Annotated in this window: 16 protein-coding genes; 10 read left to right on the top strand and 6 right to left on the bottom strand. The window is 37.8% G+C overall.

Annotated features, from left to right (window positions below; all coding sequences use genetic code 11):
* The first annotated feature begins 13 nt into the window (after window positions 1–13).
* From Q1A86_RS09650 to Q1A86_RS09640, 3 genes are all read left to right on the top strand, one after another.
* The gene (locus tag Q1A86_RS09650; RefSeq protein ID WP_299805906.1) at window positions 14–184 is read left to right on the top strand and encodes a hypothetical protein; all 171 of its coding nucleotides are present in this window, start codon (window positions 14–16) and stop codon (window positions 182–184) included.
* A complete protein-coding gene (locus Q1A86_RS09645) occupies window positions 174–473 on the top strand; it encodes a hypothetical protein (protein WP_299805904.1) in 300 nt (99 codons plus the stop codon). Before Q1A86_RS09650 ends, Q1A86_RS09645 begins: the two co-directional genes overlap by 11 nt.
* 124 nt (window positions 474–597) lie before the next feature.
* Window positions 598–774: a hypothetical protein gene (locus tag Q1A86_RS09640; protein WP_299805902.1), complete on the top strand. Its 177-nt coding sequence runs from the start codon at window positions 598–600 to the stop codon at window positions 772–774.
* Window positions 775–868: 94 nt separating this feature from the next.
* On the opposite strand, the gene Q1A86_RS09635 is transcribed toward Q1A86_RS09640, so the two are convergent.
* Window positions 869–2,743: a zincin-like metallopeptidase domain-containing protein gene (locus Q1A86_RS09635; protein WP_299805900.1), complete on the bottom strand. Its 1,875-nt coding sequence runs from the start codon at window positions 2,741–2,743 to the stop codon at window positions 869–871.
* Window positions 2,744–3,275: 532 nt separating this feature from the next.
* Between Q1A86_RS09635 and Q1A86_RS09630 the strand changes: the two genes are divergently transcribed.
* From Q1A86_RS09630 to Q1A86_RS09610, 5 genes are all read left to right on the top strand, one after another.
* The gene (locus Q1A86_RS09630) at window positions 3,276–3,692 is read left to right on the top strand and encodes a hypothetical protein (protein ID WP_299805898.1); all 417 of its coding nucleotides are present in this window, start codon (window positions 3,276–3,278) and stop codon (window positions 3,690–3,692) included.
* A gap of 254 nt (window positions 3,693–3,946) precedes the next feature.
* Window positions 3,947–4,543, top strand: a complete 597-nt coding sequence (locus tag Q1A86_RS09625; protein ID WP_299805896.1) for a hypothetical protein — start codon at window positions 3,947–3,949, stop codon at window positions 4,541–4,543.
* A gap of 24 nt (window positions 4,544–4,567) precedes the next feature.
* Entirely contained in the window at window positions 4,568–4,870 is a 303-nt protein-coding gene (locus tag Q1A86_RS09620; protein WP_299805895.1) for a hypothetical protein, read from the top strand.
* Between the two features lies 1 nt (window position 4,871).
* Window positions 4,872–5,087, top strand: coding sequence for a hypothetical protein (locus tag Q1A86_RS09615; protein ID WP_299805892.1), 216 nt, complete (start codon window positions 4,872–4,874; stop codon window positions 5,085–5,087).
* Window positions 5,088–5,217: 130 nt separating this feature from the next.
* On the top strand, window positions 5,218–5,613 hold the full coding sequence (locus Q1A86_RS09610; protein WP_299805890.1) for a hypothetical protein: 396 nt from the start codon (window positions 5,218–5,220) through the stop codon (window positions 5,611–5,613).
* A gap of 164 nt (window positions 5,614–5,777) precedes the next feature.
* Here the strand turns inward: Q1A86_RS09610 and Q1A86_RS09605 are convergent, their stop codons facing one another.
* The 3 genes from Q1A86_RS09605 to Q1A86_RS09595 are packed head-to-tail and all read right to left on the bottom strand — an operon-like array spanning window position 5,778 to window position 10,392.
* Window positions 5,778–5,960 carry a hypothetical protein gene (locus Q1A86_RS09605; protein WP_299805888.1) on the bottom strand — a complete coding sequence of 61 codons (183 nt, stop codon included), beginning with the start codon at window positions 5,958–5,960 and terminating at the stop codon, window positions 5,778–5,780.
* 23 nt (window positions 5,961–5,983) lie between these two features.
* Window positions 5,984–8,593: a DEAD/DEAH box helicase family protein gene (locus tag Q1A86_RS09600; RefSeq protein ID WP_299805886.1), complete on the bottom strand. Its 2,610-nt coding sequence runs from the start codon at window positions 8,591–8,593 to the stop codon at window positions 5,984–5,986.
* Between the two features lie 5 nt (window positions 8,594–8,598).
* Window positions 8,599–10,392, bottom strand: a complete 1,794-nt coding sequence (locus Q1A86_RS09595; protein WP_299805884.1) for a site-specific DNA-methyltransferase — start codon at window positions 10,390–10,392, stop codon at window positions 8,599–8,601.
* Window positions 10,393–10,904: 512 nt separating this feature from the next.
* On the opposite strand from Q1A86_RS09595, the gene Q1A86_RS09590 reads away from it, so the two are divergent.
* Window positions 10,905–11,186, top strand: a complete 282-nt coding sequence (locus Q1A86_RS09590; protein ID WP_299805882.1) for a pyocin activator PrtN family protein — start codon at window positions 10,905–10,907, stop codon at window positions 11,184–11,186.
* A 468-nt stretch (window positions 11,187–11,654) separates the two neighbouring features.
* Here the strand turns inward: Q1A86_RS09590 and Q1A86_RS09585 are convergent, their stop codons facing one another.
* Both Q1A86_RS09585 and Q1A86_RS09580 read right to left on the bottom strand, forming a co-directional pair.
* Entirely contained in the window at window positions 11,655–12,605 is a 951-nt protein-coding gene (locus Q1A86_RS09585) for a LysR family transcriptional regulator (RefSeq protein WP_299805880.1), read from the bottom strand.
* Entirely contained in the window at window positions 12,589–13,566 is a 978-nt protein-coding gene (locus tag Q1A86_RS09580) for a LysR family transcriptional regulator (protein ID WP_299805878.1), read from the bottom strand. Before Q1A86_RS09580 ends, Q1A86_RS09585 begins: the two co-directional genes overlap by 17 nt.
* Before the next feature lie 436 nt (window positions 13,567–14,002).
* On the opposite strand from Q1A86_RS09580, the gene Q1A86_RS09575 reads away from it, so the two are divergent.
* On the top strand, window positions 14,003–16,174 hold the full coding sequence (locus tag Q1A86_RS09575) for an OmcA/MtrC family decaheme c-type cytochrome (protein WP_299805875.1): 2,172 nt from the start codon (window positions 14,003–14,005) through the stop codon (window positions 16,172–16,174).
* Window positions 16,175–16,339 lie beyond the last annotated feature (165 nt).

Below are 16,339 nucleotides of genomic sequence, written 5' to 3'. Positions count from 1 at the left end.
AAGGATAATTTAAATGAATAAAAATAGAGACATACAATACATAAGGCAAGCTCTGGATTGTTTAGTCAAAGCAGAAAAAGTAACTACAGACTCAAATATTTTTCAGGGCTTAGAGCCAGAATTAAACACGCTATCAACCATCATCAAGAAAGACTTGTTCAGGAGAATAAATAATGAGAACTAAACATGAAAATCCAACCACGGATATCCAGCAAATTGAAAATGGGATCTGGTATTTAGCTCAGATCGACAATTTAATTGAAAAACCTTCAGTGATCATGATGATCCAGCGATTAGAAAAGCTTATAAGTACAGACGCTGATGATCCAGACTCCCCTGAAGTTAATCGCTTGATTGAATACCCTCATGCAGATGAAATTGAGCGTAACCTTGCACTCATGAAGTTCGAAAAACGTAACAGCAAAGGCTCAGGCAAATCAGGAGGCAAGTTCAGTGACAGACCTAAGCAATAGTTTCCAAAGATCTATTAATTTAATTGAAATGCACTACAAACGTCATTCAGAGAGGATAAATGAGCTAGGCAAAGATCAAGACTTTAGCCTTGAGTATTTTATTCATTTTTATAAGGCAATACTAATGGAAGAGATTCAGCAGATCTTTGAGATGGATGATAGTGAGTTCTCTTCGCTAAGTAAAACCAGAAAGTTCCAATCTAAGATCATCGATTTGCTAGATAAAGTAATCATGCAATTAGCGAATAAAGCCTATGATGCAAAGCTTTATCCACCTATACCTACAAGCCGTAAACCATAGCCGCTTACAGTATTTTTCAGAGTTAATTAACACTGCAATGTTTTAGTTTCTGGTAAGCCCCTAGAATGTATCGACCTATCAAAAGTAAAGATTATTACCTTTTTAACCCTCTTTTACAACTTGGCTTGCCTCTCTCATCAAGTAGGTAGTGCTTGTCAGTCAGCTCCCTTATAGCTTCAACCGCATCAAAATCGTCCTTCAGTTGAACACCATTCTCTTCAAGTTGATCAAGGTACTCAGCAAGCTTGTCCTTGCCGTACAGCCTATGAAATCGATTAACCAAGGTCTGATCATTAAACTCACCATCCAGACCATCACTAAAAATATCATTCAATGAATACTTATCAACAATCTCACCAGCTTGACGAGCATCTGACACAGTAAAGCCATGCTCCTTTGTCAAAAACTTCCCAAAGTCATAATCCATCAGGAATTGCTCTTTTGAGCTTGAAAGCATCTTACCTGTACTCAGAAGTAGCTCGACTTCATTTACCCCGTCAAAACGCTGTATTAAGAACTCATCAACCGCTTTCATAGTCGTCTTGTTAAGATAATCAGCAATGAACAGCGTATCAGTATCAACATTGCTATAGCCTTTGCTTAAGCAGCTTATTCTGAAATTATCAATATCCAAGTTCTCGACAAGCTTCACTTGATACTCTTTAGCTTTAGTGAGAATAAACTCAGCAGCATTAGCCCCTTGATGACAAGCGATACTTAAAAAGTCCTTGTTACCACTCTCCTTTTGAGTTTTGAGCCAACCAGCGATATAAGCAGCACTTTGACTATCTGTTACACTTGGTAGATTTAGTTTTTTAAGAATCATTAAACTACCGCTCTCGGCAATTAATTCTTCAAAACCTATATTTTTTGGGGTTCTTGCTTCATTACCTAGACTGTTAACTAAAGGTCTGTTGAGGCGAGATACTGCTCCCGTAGAGTGCGATAATTCATGACAATAAACGCCTGTATAAACTAGAGCTGGATGATCAGTCTTGAAGTTTTGTTCAGATACCATTGCGATTTGATCTTTTGAAGGGCTGTAATGACAGCTAGTAGGATGCTCAATTAAATCAATCCCCATCGCTTTACGACTTGCGTCAATAATACATTTAGCCGCATAAACCTTAGGTTCAAACAGTCTCTGTCTCTCTTCATCCGTAAGGCACTCACCAAGCTTTTTCAGAAGTTTGGTCTCTTTATAATTTTCGATCCAACCTCGATATACCTCATTATCACGCAAGGCATTTTGAAACTGAGAATGATGGTAAAGGTCGAACTGCTTAAGGATCTTCTGTTGGCGGTAATTTTCCTGGTCTTTGCTATCCAGCTTTTTATACTTCTTCGCTGATATCCACTTATCAGGATTATTACCATCCAAAGTATCATTAACATAAAGCTCTACTACTTTTTGACACACTGCAATTGCATGTTCAGGCACTTCAAGTCCAAGTTGTTCGATGTTTGACTGATTTAGATAAAATGGCAAATCTAGCCCCTGCTCACTTTGCAACAAAGATAAAAGCAGCTCGTTAGATCCTTTGTAATACTCACCTGTTTTTCCATTTATAGGATTAGCTAACACCTGTTCTATCCACGGCTTTTTAAACTTGTAGTCATCGCCACTCTCAATAAACTTTCTGTAGATATCCAACACTTGATCAAGCACCACTTGATTCTTATTAGCCTTAGGTGGTAACACCTCAATAGCTTCAAGTTGTGCTTTTACTTCAGAAATGCTTTTAGAGCTGGCATCAATCCCTTCATCAGATTCAGCTTTCTTTAGTATATGAGTGAATTTGTGCAGACTGAGGAACTGCTTAAATTTCTTTTTAGTTAGTTTGTCATTTACTGTTCGTCCTCGATTCAAATAATAATCGAGTTGCTTTACTGACTTAATACCAGATTGGGACTCTAGAAACTTGTTTTTAATGAGTGCTTGAACACTCGTACCTTTTTTGTTCTCCATATGATTAATCCAATGAGTGACACTAGCGAAAAATCACACTAGCTACTTTCAGTAAACCATATAAAAAACTAGATTCAAGTCGCCGAGAGCAGAATAAGCAACAAAAAACCAAAACGAACCAAAAAAGCTCGAAATCACTGTTTTAATTGAAAAAAACAATTCCGCTTGATAATCTATTTGCATGGATTAGTTGATATCCGTAACAAACTAAATATCAATTTAAAAGTAAGTATCGCTATGTTTAGCCAGTTAGAAACGAAAGAATATTGGAGGTGTGGAACTAGACATTGATTCTGGTCACCTACTCTTCAGCCAGAATAAAAAAACAGGAGATAACTATGAACCATTCAAACTCAAGCTAGATAACAGCTAACCTCGTAAGTGAGTTATTGAAAGTCATTTTCTAAATGATTTACGGCTTCTTGCACCCAAAATTTAAGGTATACAAAAAATTGAGTCTGGATTCAGCAGACAGGATTCGTGCGCTTCGAATTCGCTGAAGCCACTAAAAATTAATTACTAAGGAAACAAAATGATGAAAAAAACAGCAGCAATGTCAACTAAAGACACTAACAACCAAGAAAAAATCTTCTATGTGTCATCAAACAATGACATTGAAAACGATCGTAAACATTTAACCCACTTCGGACATTTCCTAAACAGGCTGTCAGATCGACTAGGCTCTTTTAGCAGACAAGAAGTTCTTAGTTGTATCGCTAGTTCCCCTGAATATTGTCATGAAAACCTACTCTTTGACGCCTGCACAGACTGCGGTGAAGTAGAGTTGATAACGACTGGAAAGCGCCCCCTATGCATTGACAAGAAAACTTATGATATCGACTACTTTGTTGATTTGCCGACAGAAGGCTTAAAGCTCCTCTTCTGTCCTTTCAAGGTTTTCATTGTCGATGATCAGCTTGAACAGCTACATATGGCCGATTGGTACTAACTACACCTTATTTCAATATGAAATAACTCTGCTAATTTAGTCGCACAATTAAGGAATGGAGGGGATGGCTATGAACTAAATAAAACAACGTACAAATCATTCTTGTAAGTGACGGATTAATCGCAATACATGTAATTAATCACTTACGGCTTTAATACCAAGTTTTGATTAAAAACTAAATCTGGATTCACCAGACAGGATTCGTGCGCTTCGAATTCGGTGGAACCACTACGAAATAAATGGAGATAAAAATAATGAAAAACAACACTCAGCAACAGGCTGCAAATAAAAATAAACGGATTAAAACAATAGAGTTCTTGGCTCAACTTGGAGCTGTAGAAGAGGTACACGAGGCGCTTAGTCTATATTGTCCTAATCCAGAACCATTCAATTTAGATGGTTTTGAAGACATCCTTGAGGACTTAAAACACTTTGCTGAACATCATCTATATGACTCCGATGAGGAAACTATAAACACTGCACAATCAGATCTTAATTTACTCGTTGAAGATATCAAAGGGTTTGACTCTTTAACTGTGCTTATTTGGAAGCACAGAACTGATCTGCTTGATTGCGTCTGCGAACTAGACCAGCCAGAAAACTACACTGTTCACCAACCTTTTAAAGAGCATCTTATAGAGCTATTTGACGATAGTTTTGACCATAAAAAATCTCGGTTACTCGTAATGGATCATCCTTCACTAGGAGAGTCATTTCTTATCTGGAATGGGAGGGAGCAAGTAATTTGTACAACCAGCCAAGAAACTTACGAGATAGACCCAGCTACACCTGAAGCTAATGGTTCAATGTGGGTCAGTAAATTCATCGAATTAGCTAAAAAATTAAATTAACAAACTAACTAAAGGATAAAAAATATGAAAAATTTCAATGTGAAAATGATGTTTGAAAGCAACTTGTTATCTAAAGATGGAGCATTCTACTTAATGAGTAGAATCGAAGATGTTCTAGTCTCGCCACTAGTCTATAAGGCAGCCAAAGAGCCAATGGTTACTGAACTTATGCAACAAGCCAGTACAACCGTACTTCTTAAAGCTCATTCTTTATATAAATATCACCTATATAACCCAAACGTGTCTCTTACAGACAGCGAAAAATGGGCTACAGCTAGGGTTATGACATTGATTACAAATGAAACTAAAAAAAGGAAGCAGAAATAATATGGATTTATCATACGAAGAACTCGCAAAGATAGTACTTAAGCAGCCCCGACTATATGAGTTCGTAAAGAGCTTATATGAAGGCAAAGACTATCGACTAAACAAACTAAAATCTATGGATAGCAATAGCTTCAACATTGCCATCAACATAGTGACATTTTACTACCCAAGTGAGTACTTCTACCAGCTTGTGATCGCAGGAGAAGAACCGAAGTAAACACGTAAAAAGTCCAAATAGGATATTAAATGCTTAACCAAATCTTAGAGAAATCATTCCTGAGTAGGAGGTGTCACAAAAGTTAATTTTGTGCCGTTTAGCCTCCTTTTACCCAAAAATGGAGAATAACATGTATAACAACGAAGCAAAATTACTAGAAAAAATGTTGAAGTGGCACATAAAAGAAAGTAAGTGCCAACTTGAAAAAATCGCCAATTTTAAAAGAACCAAAAACTATGGAGCGTTTTTCAAGTTTATCGATTCAGAGCTTAACCCCCTTCACCAAGCACCTTGGCCAATTATCAAAGAAAAGGTAACACCCAATCTGACAGAGGATCAAATTGAAGAGTTATTTCTATCTGGACGAATTACATTCCCTTTACACAACAAGCTTGCTGCAAAATTGATGAAGCTAAAATATCAAGTTTCAAATGCATCTCGATCTCTTGAAGAAATCGCAATTACCAACATCCTAGGCGGTCAACCTGACTTTATATATAGAGAGGATGGCAGAGCCAGTTATTGATAGGCGAACTAATCCAGAGTTAGTGAAATACTTCAACATCATCACTTCACAATTGCAGACATACTAATTGGAGGCTTAAAGATGGAAACATCAAAGCCAATAAGCAAAGAGCCTATAACTTCGGTCATAGGCTCTTTTTATTCATGACAAACTTGAAACACCTACTAAGAGATCCGATCCAAGACCACAGGTCCATTGCCAGAATCATACATTTTTTCAACCTCTTCATCAGATAGCTGAAAGTGTAATGATAATGGCTTAACCAGTTCTTTAAGCTTTTTAGCTTCACCATCAAGCAAATGGGTCAAAACTACAAATCGTATGTTGTTGTGCTTTGTGATCGTCATAACCTTTTACCTGAACTGTTTATTTAAAGTAACGTTTCAAAAGCTGGTATAAATTCAGCCTTTCGAGACTGATGATTGTAAAATGGCAGTCCCCAAACAATAAATTTCTTACCTTGCCATACCTGTTCAATTTTATGGGTAGCTTTTAAATCTAACAAAAAGTTTTGCTTCCAAGCATCACTCTCAATTAGATGTTCACCTTTAGGTTCTATAAATACCTGGTAAGTTAGTTCAAGATCTTGCTCTTTTTTAGTTAAAAGTAATAAAAAATCAGGCTCGAAAGCACGACCATCGTCAAATGTATAAAGCTTAAAGTGTTTTTCATTTCTTAAAAGATATACATCGTCATAGATTGACTGAAGATCATTAATCATTGAATCTAAATAGCGAACAAAAGACTTCTCTTCTAATGTTCCATAATTTTCATTAAACACAAACCAATCACGCTTAGAAAGGTCTAAAGAGAGCTCATCATTAGTAGTTTCACTTTGAGCAATACCAAACTCTTGTTTTGTCAGCCCATCATTAGCAATATTTAAGATCTTATCTGTATCATAAAGTTCATTGATAGTTTTAGGCGTAAACTCTTTTGTTCCTTGATAGTCAATACGATTAACATTTAGCCTTTCAGCAATTTTTTGAAGTATTTTCTTACTTATCTTCAATTTTTCAACTTGTGGTATATTATTTAATATATCCTCTCGGCCACTGATTTCTACTGAAATCCCACCTAAAAAATCACTTGAAACAATAAACTCATCTAATGTTTTCAAGCTAGGGAATAATAATTTTAATTCATTAAACCTATAGACAGGAAGTGTTGCCATCGCTTTTCTTACAACATGCTTCCCAATCTCAATGAACTTAATAGTTTCTCTCTTAAGCTTTAAATGCTTAACTGTTGCATTGTCAAATATTGTTAACTCATTGGAGTGTTCAGTCTTAATAGCATAAGAGTAATTAGTGTTAATAATTGAGCTGTCAAGACCTTTAACCTTTGAACGGTCATATGAAACCCGTTTATTTACATAAATCAAACCAGATTTATAAAGTGATGTTTCTTTAAAATTATCTTTAACCTTTAAAGAAAGTGCTTTCCTTGTTTTAGCTTTAATACCAATCTCTTGAAGAGCTATGTTTAAATCACTTATATATTCAGGATTGTGTGCAGAATGATAATAAAGTTCTTCACAAATCTTCAATTCATGAGCCTCTTCCGTATCATCTAAAATATCATATTTTCGTTGATATAATGGCTGTTCATCTTCAACTTTAAAAGGACAATAACGAGCACCACGGCCTATCAACTGAGCTTCTTGCGTTGCTGTTTTACCCCATTTGTTACGGGTGTCATATAAACGAACAATATCAAATAGATTTAGAACGTCCCAACCTTCATTGAGTTTGTCAACTGCAAAAATGGCACGTATTTCATTATCAGCATCTTCTAACGAGTTTAATTCAATTTGATAAGTTTCTGCTTTTTTACTGTTAACTTCGATTGTTTTTTCTACTGAAAAATCTTCTTTTAGCTCTAAAGCTAATGAATCCAAGTTGATATTGTTTTTTTCAAAAAATTGAAAGGCAGTATAAATAACATCACCATCAACTGAGGTATTCTTTATTTTTTCTAGATCATCTTTGTCAATTTTTTCAATTGCACCTAAGAACTCTCTATGAAAAGCCTCACTCTCAGCGATAGTTTTTGCTTTAAACAAAATAACTGGTTTAATAATAAGCTGATGTTTTTCGAAAACTTTACGGCGATATTGACTTAAAATTATAGCCCTTAACACCCTCGGAAATGGTTCGCTATCTGATTGAAAAACTTTAACCTCTTTCGAGTAAAGGTCTTCTCTAAAGCGTTTTAGAGGATAATCAAAAAGTACAATATCTTGATACTTAGCTTTTATTTTAGGATCTGCTAAATCTGCTGTTGCTGTAAATTCCAACATTACGTTAGAACTATTTGCGTTAAAAATATCTCTAATCGTATTTTCCCAACTATCTACAGAATGTTGCTCTTCCTTACTTTTCTTATTTTTTGTTTCAGCATTAATATGATGCGCTTCATCTGAGATTAATACTAGTTTGTTATCTTCAAAATCTTCTATCGAAAGTGCATTTTCTTTCGGGTTAAGCATTACAGCATGAAGACCTTGAATCGTAGTAAAAACAATATTGATATCACTAGAGTTAGTCGTTGCAAAACTTTCTACTTCTTTTACATTTACCAAATCACCGTCAATATTAATAGACTCATTAAACAGATATTTAGATGAACCTTTATTTAAAAAGTTTTCTTTTGTTTTTTTAATAATATTAGTGCTATTAACAAAAAAAAGAAAGTTACGATACCCACGCTTATAAAGCGTAAGTATCTCCCCAGCCATAATCAGAGTTTTACCAGATCCAGTAGCCATATGGTACAACACATTTAATGGCTCATTTTTCGGTCTCTTTTGATAAGAGTCAAGGTAATATTCAAAACGGCCAAATGCTTCTTTTTGATATGGTCGTATATCAAAGCTAGGGTTTAAATTGCTACTAATATATTCAGGCACAAGATCAGAAAAAACATTCTCACCAAGAGCAAATTTCAGTGTGCTAAAAGTTTCGTGAAGCATTGTCATAATCGTTATGCTCCGTAAAACTGTTCGTTTAACTTTTTATCTTTCTCTGAAACACCATTACTTTCATCATCAATATCAGAGTAATTGACATAAAGCTGATTTTTATCTATTACTTCAATAAGAAAACGCTGCTGTTCCTCAAAAGAAAGCTCATTCAATGCTTCGATATTTCTATCAAACTCTTTAGGATCAACTTTATACGATAAATTAGAACTTTCTTTTAACTCATTCCAGATAGCAATTAATTCACTTGAGTTTTTAGCTTGCTCCACCCAATCTGAATATTTAGATGCTAATTCAGCTAGTTCACAGTAAACAAAAGAACCTCCACCTTGCCAGTTGACCTCTTTAGATATTCCATTCTGATCACCAGATATAATATTTTTAAGACGAGGCAGGGTTGTATCTTCAATATAAACCATTTGCTCAATACCAATATATTGACGATTCATTTTATGAGCAACTGCTTGAGTTGTTCCGCTTCCCATAAAGAAATCGACAACAATATCTCCAGCATCAGAAGAGCTTTCAATTATACGCTTTAACAATTTTTCAGGCTTTTGAGTACTATATCCTACACGTTCGGTTGACTGAGAATTAATAACATTAATATCATCCCACACATCTTGAACAGCTTTTCCTTGCATTTCATGTAAGTATTGCTTCATTCTTGGAGTGCCCGTATTAGTGTAATAAATCCTATTGTCGGCTTCTAATTTTTGCATAGTAGTTTCAGGACAACGCCAATAGCCTTCTTTGCCCCTCCATTTATATTCATAACCGCCGCCTTTTAACCCCTTAGCAGATAAATCTCGGTCTAGAAAGAAACCTCGTTCATCCTTTTGCCTATAACGTTTTCTATATTCTTCATCATATTCAGTAAAGGTTTTATTAAACTTAAAGTTCTCGCTCTTACTATAAAACAAAATCGTATCGTGGTTAGTACCGTATGTATTAGCATCCCCTCTTGACGAAGTACGCTTCCAAATCAATTGAGCTTGAAATAAATCTCGACCGAATATCTCATCGAGAAGAACTTTGGCATAATGGATCTCGTTATAGTCTAACTGAACATAAATAGATCCATCTTCAGATAATAATTCTTTTGCTATCAATAAACGATTCTTCATAAAAGTAAGCCATGTTGAATGGCTAAATGAATCGTTATAACAGAAACTATCATTATTTGTATTATAGGGAGGATCTATGTAAATAAGCTTAACTTTCCTCCGATATCTTGGAAGAATACTTCTTAATGCTAATAAATTATTCCCTTTTACAATCAAATTATCAGCATCACCTAATTTAAATTCAGAGTGCTCTCCATCTTTATCAAACTTTTTAAAGTTCGTCAGTGTTTTAGGAGCAAGAAGCGTATCGACTTGTTCAGGTGCAAGTGTCTCATTCCAAAAAACTTCACTACGTTTCTGATCGTCCTTTGTTTGCCCACCTTCTAAAACGCAATCTTTGTACGGCCAAGATAGGACAACATCGTTAGAGTCAGCCAAATAGTGGTTATCAACTGAAAGACCAATTTTATTTTTAAATTGTGTAAAGCTATCAGGCAAAAAAGATTTATTATTAACGAAGCGCTGAAATGCAACTTTATCAAAAATTAACATCCCTTCCACATCTGTAAAGAAATGACTTTTTAGTCGCTCATTAGCCAACAGTATTTTTAGCAGTGTAGGGTCAAGATTGAAGGCAAGTTCTACGATTTTATTTTTAGCTAACTTACCGTCAATAACAAGGCGTTCATCTATGGATAGAGCTACTAAAAGCTCGTCTAAAACGGTCATAATTCAATCACAATTCAAAGAAGTTTATATGCCAGAACATTACCATAATCATGAATTAAAAAATATGTTCAACAGCAGAAATCTACACGCAAGAATGTACTTCTAAAATTAAACCAAACAGTCAAAGTGAGAATTAAAAGGCTTTAATATCATAAACTAAGCGTCAAACAAGCTTTTCATAGTAAAAGCGATTACAGTACATTAGCACCTAAGATAAGTTACTCATGAAAGAGCCAAACTGAGATAATGATGATAAATTGAGTTCATAACTTTGCATCCAATCTTTTAGCGTTAGCCTGATAGATAAAAGGTCCATCCTTTAACTTTACCAGAATCAATCAATTTGTTAATGTAATCGAGTCAACGTATTAGCGATGTTTGATCGTCTTTAACTAGGGGGAATATACCTCAAACCTAAGATTAATTAAGCGCTTGAGCGACATACTTGATGGTTTTGTGGAAGTGTAAGTGATGATTGCAGCGTTAACCTTTTTGCTCAATCAGGTGATCTTATGACTCAAACAAGAACCGCTTCTCCGCAAACATTACTTCTTTTAATGGCTGAGTACGGACAACAAGTTTTAATTCCTCTAGAACAGATTTGTGAAAAGGTCTTTCATATGAGTATTAAAACTGCAAATCGAAAAGCGAATGCTAGCGAGTTACCTCTGCCAGCAGTCAGACTTAGCGATAGTCAGAAGTCACCATATATGGTCTCCATACAAGATCTGGCTTTATACATCGAAGACCGATGTACTGAAGCGAGGATTGAATGGGGCAAGAGGCGCTGTTAGGAAAGCAAACCGAAGGGGACACATGTTGTCCCCTTCAACTTTTCAGGAACAAATCTTAAAATATATACAGCACTTACACTCTACAAGTGAGAGTGCCAAACTCTTCAAACAATACCCAATTAGTACCCAAATAAAACCTTTAAAACCACAAGACCACTAAATTAAAGAGCTGTGGGAACCTTATCCGTCCAATCCAGCATGGGGGCGATTGAGAAGGTACGATTGATTGGTGTCACTGACATAAACTATTTATCCAACTTAAAAATAAAGACAGCTATAGCCCGACTCTGGCTTAAGTGCCTATCTGAAAAAATGCCCGACTCTTTGCCTAAACCACAAAAAGTGGCTAACAATATCTACATCGAAGGAAGATAAATCGGTGAAGTGCAATAATCGCGCATTATAGCACTACATCAGGTAGGAGGAGAAAGCTCTAAAGTAATGTTTAGCGGCTCATCTGCCACTCTGCTACTTATGAGCATTGACGATATAGGACTCTAAGGTTTGCTGAAGCCATAGGGGGACTATCACTTTGCCATCTAATGAACGCTTAAGCCACAAGTACACAGTCGGGTAAGAAAAGCCTTCCAGTAAATACTTATCTTCGGCGTAATCCATCCTCCTCGCACGTAAGCCATTAATGCTTGATAAAAAATCCACCGCGCCTTGGACTCCGACTATCATTAGTGCATCAGAGTTTAATAGACTACTGGCCGCACTGCCTAGGTCTGGTGCAGTTGCATAGATCTGCATTGGTTTGCCTTGCGCCTTTGCATAGACTCCTATGGGAGATTTATTGGCAGGAAATGGCATAGTCACCAGTTTCACCATAGGGTAATCAATCATCTTATCTATGCTGGGTGAGCTCCAAATTGGATGCTCGGCTCGAGCGATAAGATGACCGCCTCGGTGCTGAATAACCGATTTTGATAATAACTCTTTTCTAGTTGAAGGCTTAAAGCAAATCACAGCGTCAATCTCTCCATCGACCAACTGCTGCTCACTTCTTTCTGACCAAGCCAGCGTTGAGATAGCGAGGTGGGGATTAACACTACTATGCTCAGCTTCTTCGATAACTTGCTGGGCCAAGCCTAATTCTAATTGGGGAACAGTACTTATAACGATGCGAGGATCTGGAACAACAACGCTATTAATGGCATCAGTTTCTATCGAGTTCGCACAATCCATGATTTCAGCGAATGCATCGTATAAGGTATGAGTGAACTCAGTCGGAACCAGTTTATTATTCTTACGAATAAATAAGGGATCCCCAAACACATCTCTTAACCCATTTAATGCACGGCTGACTTTAGGCTGCGATAAAGATAAGCTAGTCGCCACATCCTTAGTGCTATTTTTAAGGTATAACTGACAGAAGATCTCAATCGTGCTGAGATGGATACTAGCTAACTTCTTCATGATGACCTCCAGCTTTGGAGATAACATTTGCCCTAATATAACGGTCAACTTCACCGCCAACCCAATCCGGATAGTTTCGGTCACAGCGCATTTGTGTCAGATAGTAATGACACTGACCACTTCTCTGATTAATCTGCTGACTCAAATCATCGTCTAAGGTCATAGCGGCAATGTTTCCACGCTGACAAAGAAATGTTATCGCATCTGAATGATTTAAAAGTGAAACTGCATCACTCTTCTCTAGCTCAAGCATAAGGTCAGCCAAGAAACAGACCCTCAGCACCAAGTGTAAATCTCGCTCAGTATCTAAAGCGTAGGACTCGATGGGATCAATGACATCATTAAGATCGCTTCCAGAAAAACTGATATACGGATAATCACATATGTCATCAATATCCAGTGACTTATTGCAACTGAATAGAGGATGTTCACGTCTCGCAACCAGAACATAGGTATCTGACTTGGTGATTAAACTCGAACACAACTGCTCCGTGTTATAAGCACTAGATGTGACTGCGATATCTACATACTGCTGCTTTAATAAGTCTACGACATTGCTGCTACTGGGTTTAAGGTGGAATATATAGCTTTGCTCTTCTTCTATCGCTTTTTGCTGAAGCTCGCTCAATAGGTTTAATGACAAGGAGGAAGGGCAAGCAATCACCAACTCCCGCTTTCGAGTACACTTAGCATGAGTATCCATATGCTCACACTGTTTAGCTAAATCAACTATGCGCTTCATTCTAGGATAGATATCATTCGCTAAATCACTTCGCTCGAAGCCCTGCTGCTTACGTATAAATAATGGAGCATTCAGCGAATGTCTCAATGACTTTAGGCTCCGACTAACCTTAGAACTCGGCACTCCAAGAGTTTGGCTCACTGCCGTAGCGTTGAGTGATTCATACAATAAAACGAATACTTGAATATCGAACAGGTAATTAGCGCTTAACTTATTCATTCACCCTCAAATCAAACTCTTAGATTAAACTTTCAAATCATTTAGTAGATAATCTAGACCAATCTTCAGAGCTTAGGTATACACGACATCAATTTTCGAGAATCTAATATTAGCTAATACTCAATTTTGTGACTCAGGCATAATATTTACAGCCATGAAAATGCACCAACTTTTTAGATTTGCAAAATCTGAATTTTACATTTTCACATAAGCGAAACATCCCGATAAATCTACCTTCAAGGTCAAGGGTGGAATTTGAAACCATAAACCCCAGAACAAACAAAGTAATTACCCACCAAGCAAAGCTCAAGCGACATATAAAACCAAACAGGAAGCATTATACAAGAGTGATCAACCTCATATCAAAAAAGGAACAAGATTACTAACATTTCATCAACCAAGATTGGTTACCTTTAAGGAACGCATGATGATGATAATGAAAAGAAAAACATCGTTAGCCCTATTGATTAGCTCTGCATTTCTAATCTCTGGCTGTTCAGATGGTGAAGATGGAAAAAATGGTGAAGACGGCCAACCGGGTGGCCCAGGTGATCCCGGCACCTCAGGCTTACATATCGATATGGCAAGCGAAGCAATCGCTAGTATCAGCAATGCCAGCTATGCCGATGGTATCATTACAGTCGATTTTGAACTGGAAAATAAGCAAGGCGTGGGCCTGCATGGCTTAAATGCAGAAAATGAATTCCACGACTTCCGCTTCTCTTTGGCTCAGCTAAAAACTAATGAAGGCTCAGATCTTAAACAGTGGATCTCACTGCTCAATGATGCCACCAATGATGCTGGCACGACTTTCGAGCAAGGCTTCGAAAAAATTAAAGACTGCGCGGAATGCTTAGTCGATCATAAAGATGGTACCTATACTTATACTTTCAGCACTAACCTAACCACTGCCACCGATCCTGCCGGTGTTATCTTTGATCCCGTACTCACGCAAAGAATTGCCATCGAAATGCAGTTTGAATATGACTCGGGTCATGAGCTCGCTGAAAACGCGCATTACGATTGGATCCCGGCGACAAATGCGACTGAAGGTGTTGAGACACGCGATCTTGTCACACTTGAGACCTGCTACACCTGTCACCAACCTGATAGCCTTAAGGCTCACGGTGGCCGCCGCTTAGATATGGAAAACTGTCAGTCGTGTCATAACGGCATAGTGTCAGATCCTAACGCCGTATCGGTTGAGCTAGGTCACATGGTCCATGCTATCCATATGGGACCAAACCGTGAAGGAAAAGACGCCGAAGGTAATGTGGTGCCTATGCCTTATACCATTGCAGGCTATGGCGGCGATCATGCCTTCGATTACCCCGCCTTCCCAACTAAGCCATTTATGGATTGTGCAACTTGTCACGTGGAAGATGAAACGCTTGCCGACAAAGATCTATGGTTGGCTAATGCCAACGCTAATGCGTGTACGGGTTGTCACACCGATTCTCCGGTGCAGCATAATTCAGATAAGAACCCCGATCTTGTTTGTACCGACTGTCACAGTGCAGCGGTTCATACCGATCATAAGAAACCTTATGAAGCCGCTGAAAACTATAGCGTTGATGTCAGCAACGTGAGCATAGACTCTGCAAACCTAATTAAGTTTGAAACTAAGATCATGGACGCCAATGGCGAACTCGTCACTAAAGATGAAGTCTATAAGCAAGGCTATAGCAAGCCTTATATGGTTGTAAGCTGGGATGTAGAGAAAGATTACCCAGACTATAACCAATCACCTTACAGTGAGCGTCGTATCGACCTAAAAGATGAGACTAAAGCCACTTGGAATGCCGATAATACTGTGAGTATCGCAGTAACTATGAACTTCCCAAGCGATATTGCTTCTCGCTCTTTAGAAGTATTACCTGTACTCAAGGTTTGTTTTGAGGAAGGTAGTGCTATTCGCACCACATGTGATGCTGATAATGCTTATCCGGCTTATGTACAGACCGATGCTTATCGTACCGTACTAAACGACGCAGATGCAGTGGTTGCCGAGCGTCGCTCTATTGTAGATACAGCAAGCTGTTACGGCTGTCACAGCAAAGAGTTCTACCATGATTCAAATGGGGTGAACTGTATCGCTTGTCATACCAATGATAAGAGCCTCAAAGGAAATGGCAAAGCCGACAACGGCGCTGACCTACTGAAATCGACTAGCTTTATGTACAAGGCTCACAAAGCTGAAGGCCATGATAATGGTCACGGTGGCAGCGGTACTATCTTGAAGACTGATTGTACGACTTGTCACTCTGCAGTCGAAGGCTGGGGTGGTCTGGCTTATGGCTTCGAGTTAGGTCGCAATGCGGGTCAAGCTCACGCTATACCTAGCACACAACGCCCTGCTGCCGATGAAACTGTTCAAACTTGGTACGCCTCTTCTGATGCTGCAGCATGTATGAGCTGTCACCAGAAGTACATGTCTGATGCTGCTATGTCGCACATTAGAAGTAACGGGGGTTACTTTGGTGCCAACAAAGATGCAGACCATATAGTTGATGTAAATGATGTGGGTAATGCAAAAGATGCTAAAGAAGCTTGTGCAACCTGTCATAGCCCAGAGAAAGTCATGGAGCATCATGGTTTTAGCTTATAGCTTTAACTTGTAACTTTTAGCCTCACCTTGTAAAAACCTGAGGTGCTACTTTGTCCCTAGCACCTCAATAAGTTCCATCCCCTGCAAAAGTCAAAGGCACCGAAAGGTGCCTTTTTTGCGTTTGACCTAGCTAGCTCGATGAATCGCCAACTAAAATCCCCACAG

Source organism: uncultured Shewanella sp., assembly GCF_947497935.1.
Lineage (GTDB): Bacteria > Pseudomonadota > Gammaproteobacteria > Enterobacterales > Shewanellaceae > Shewanella.
Note: the sequence above shows the minus strand (reverse complement) of the source record. Positions and strands in the feature narration are given on the sequence as shown.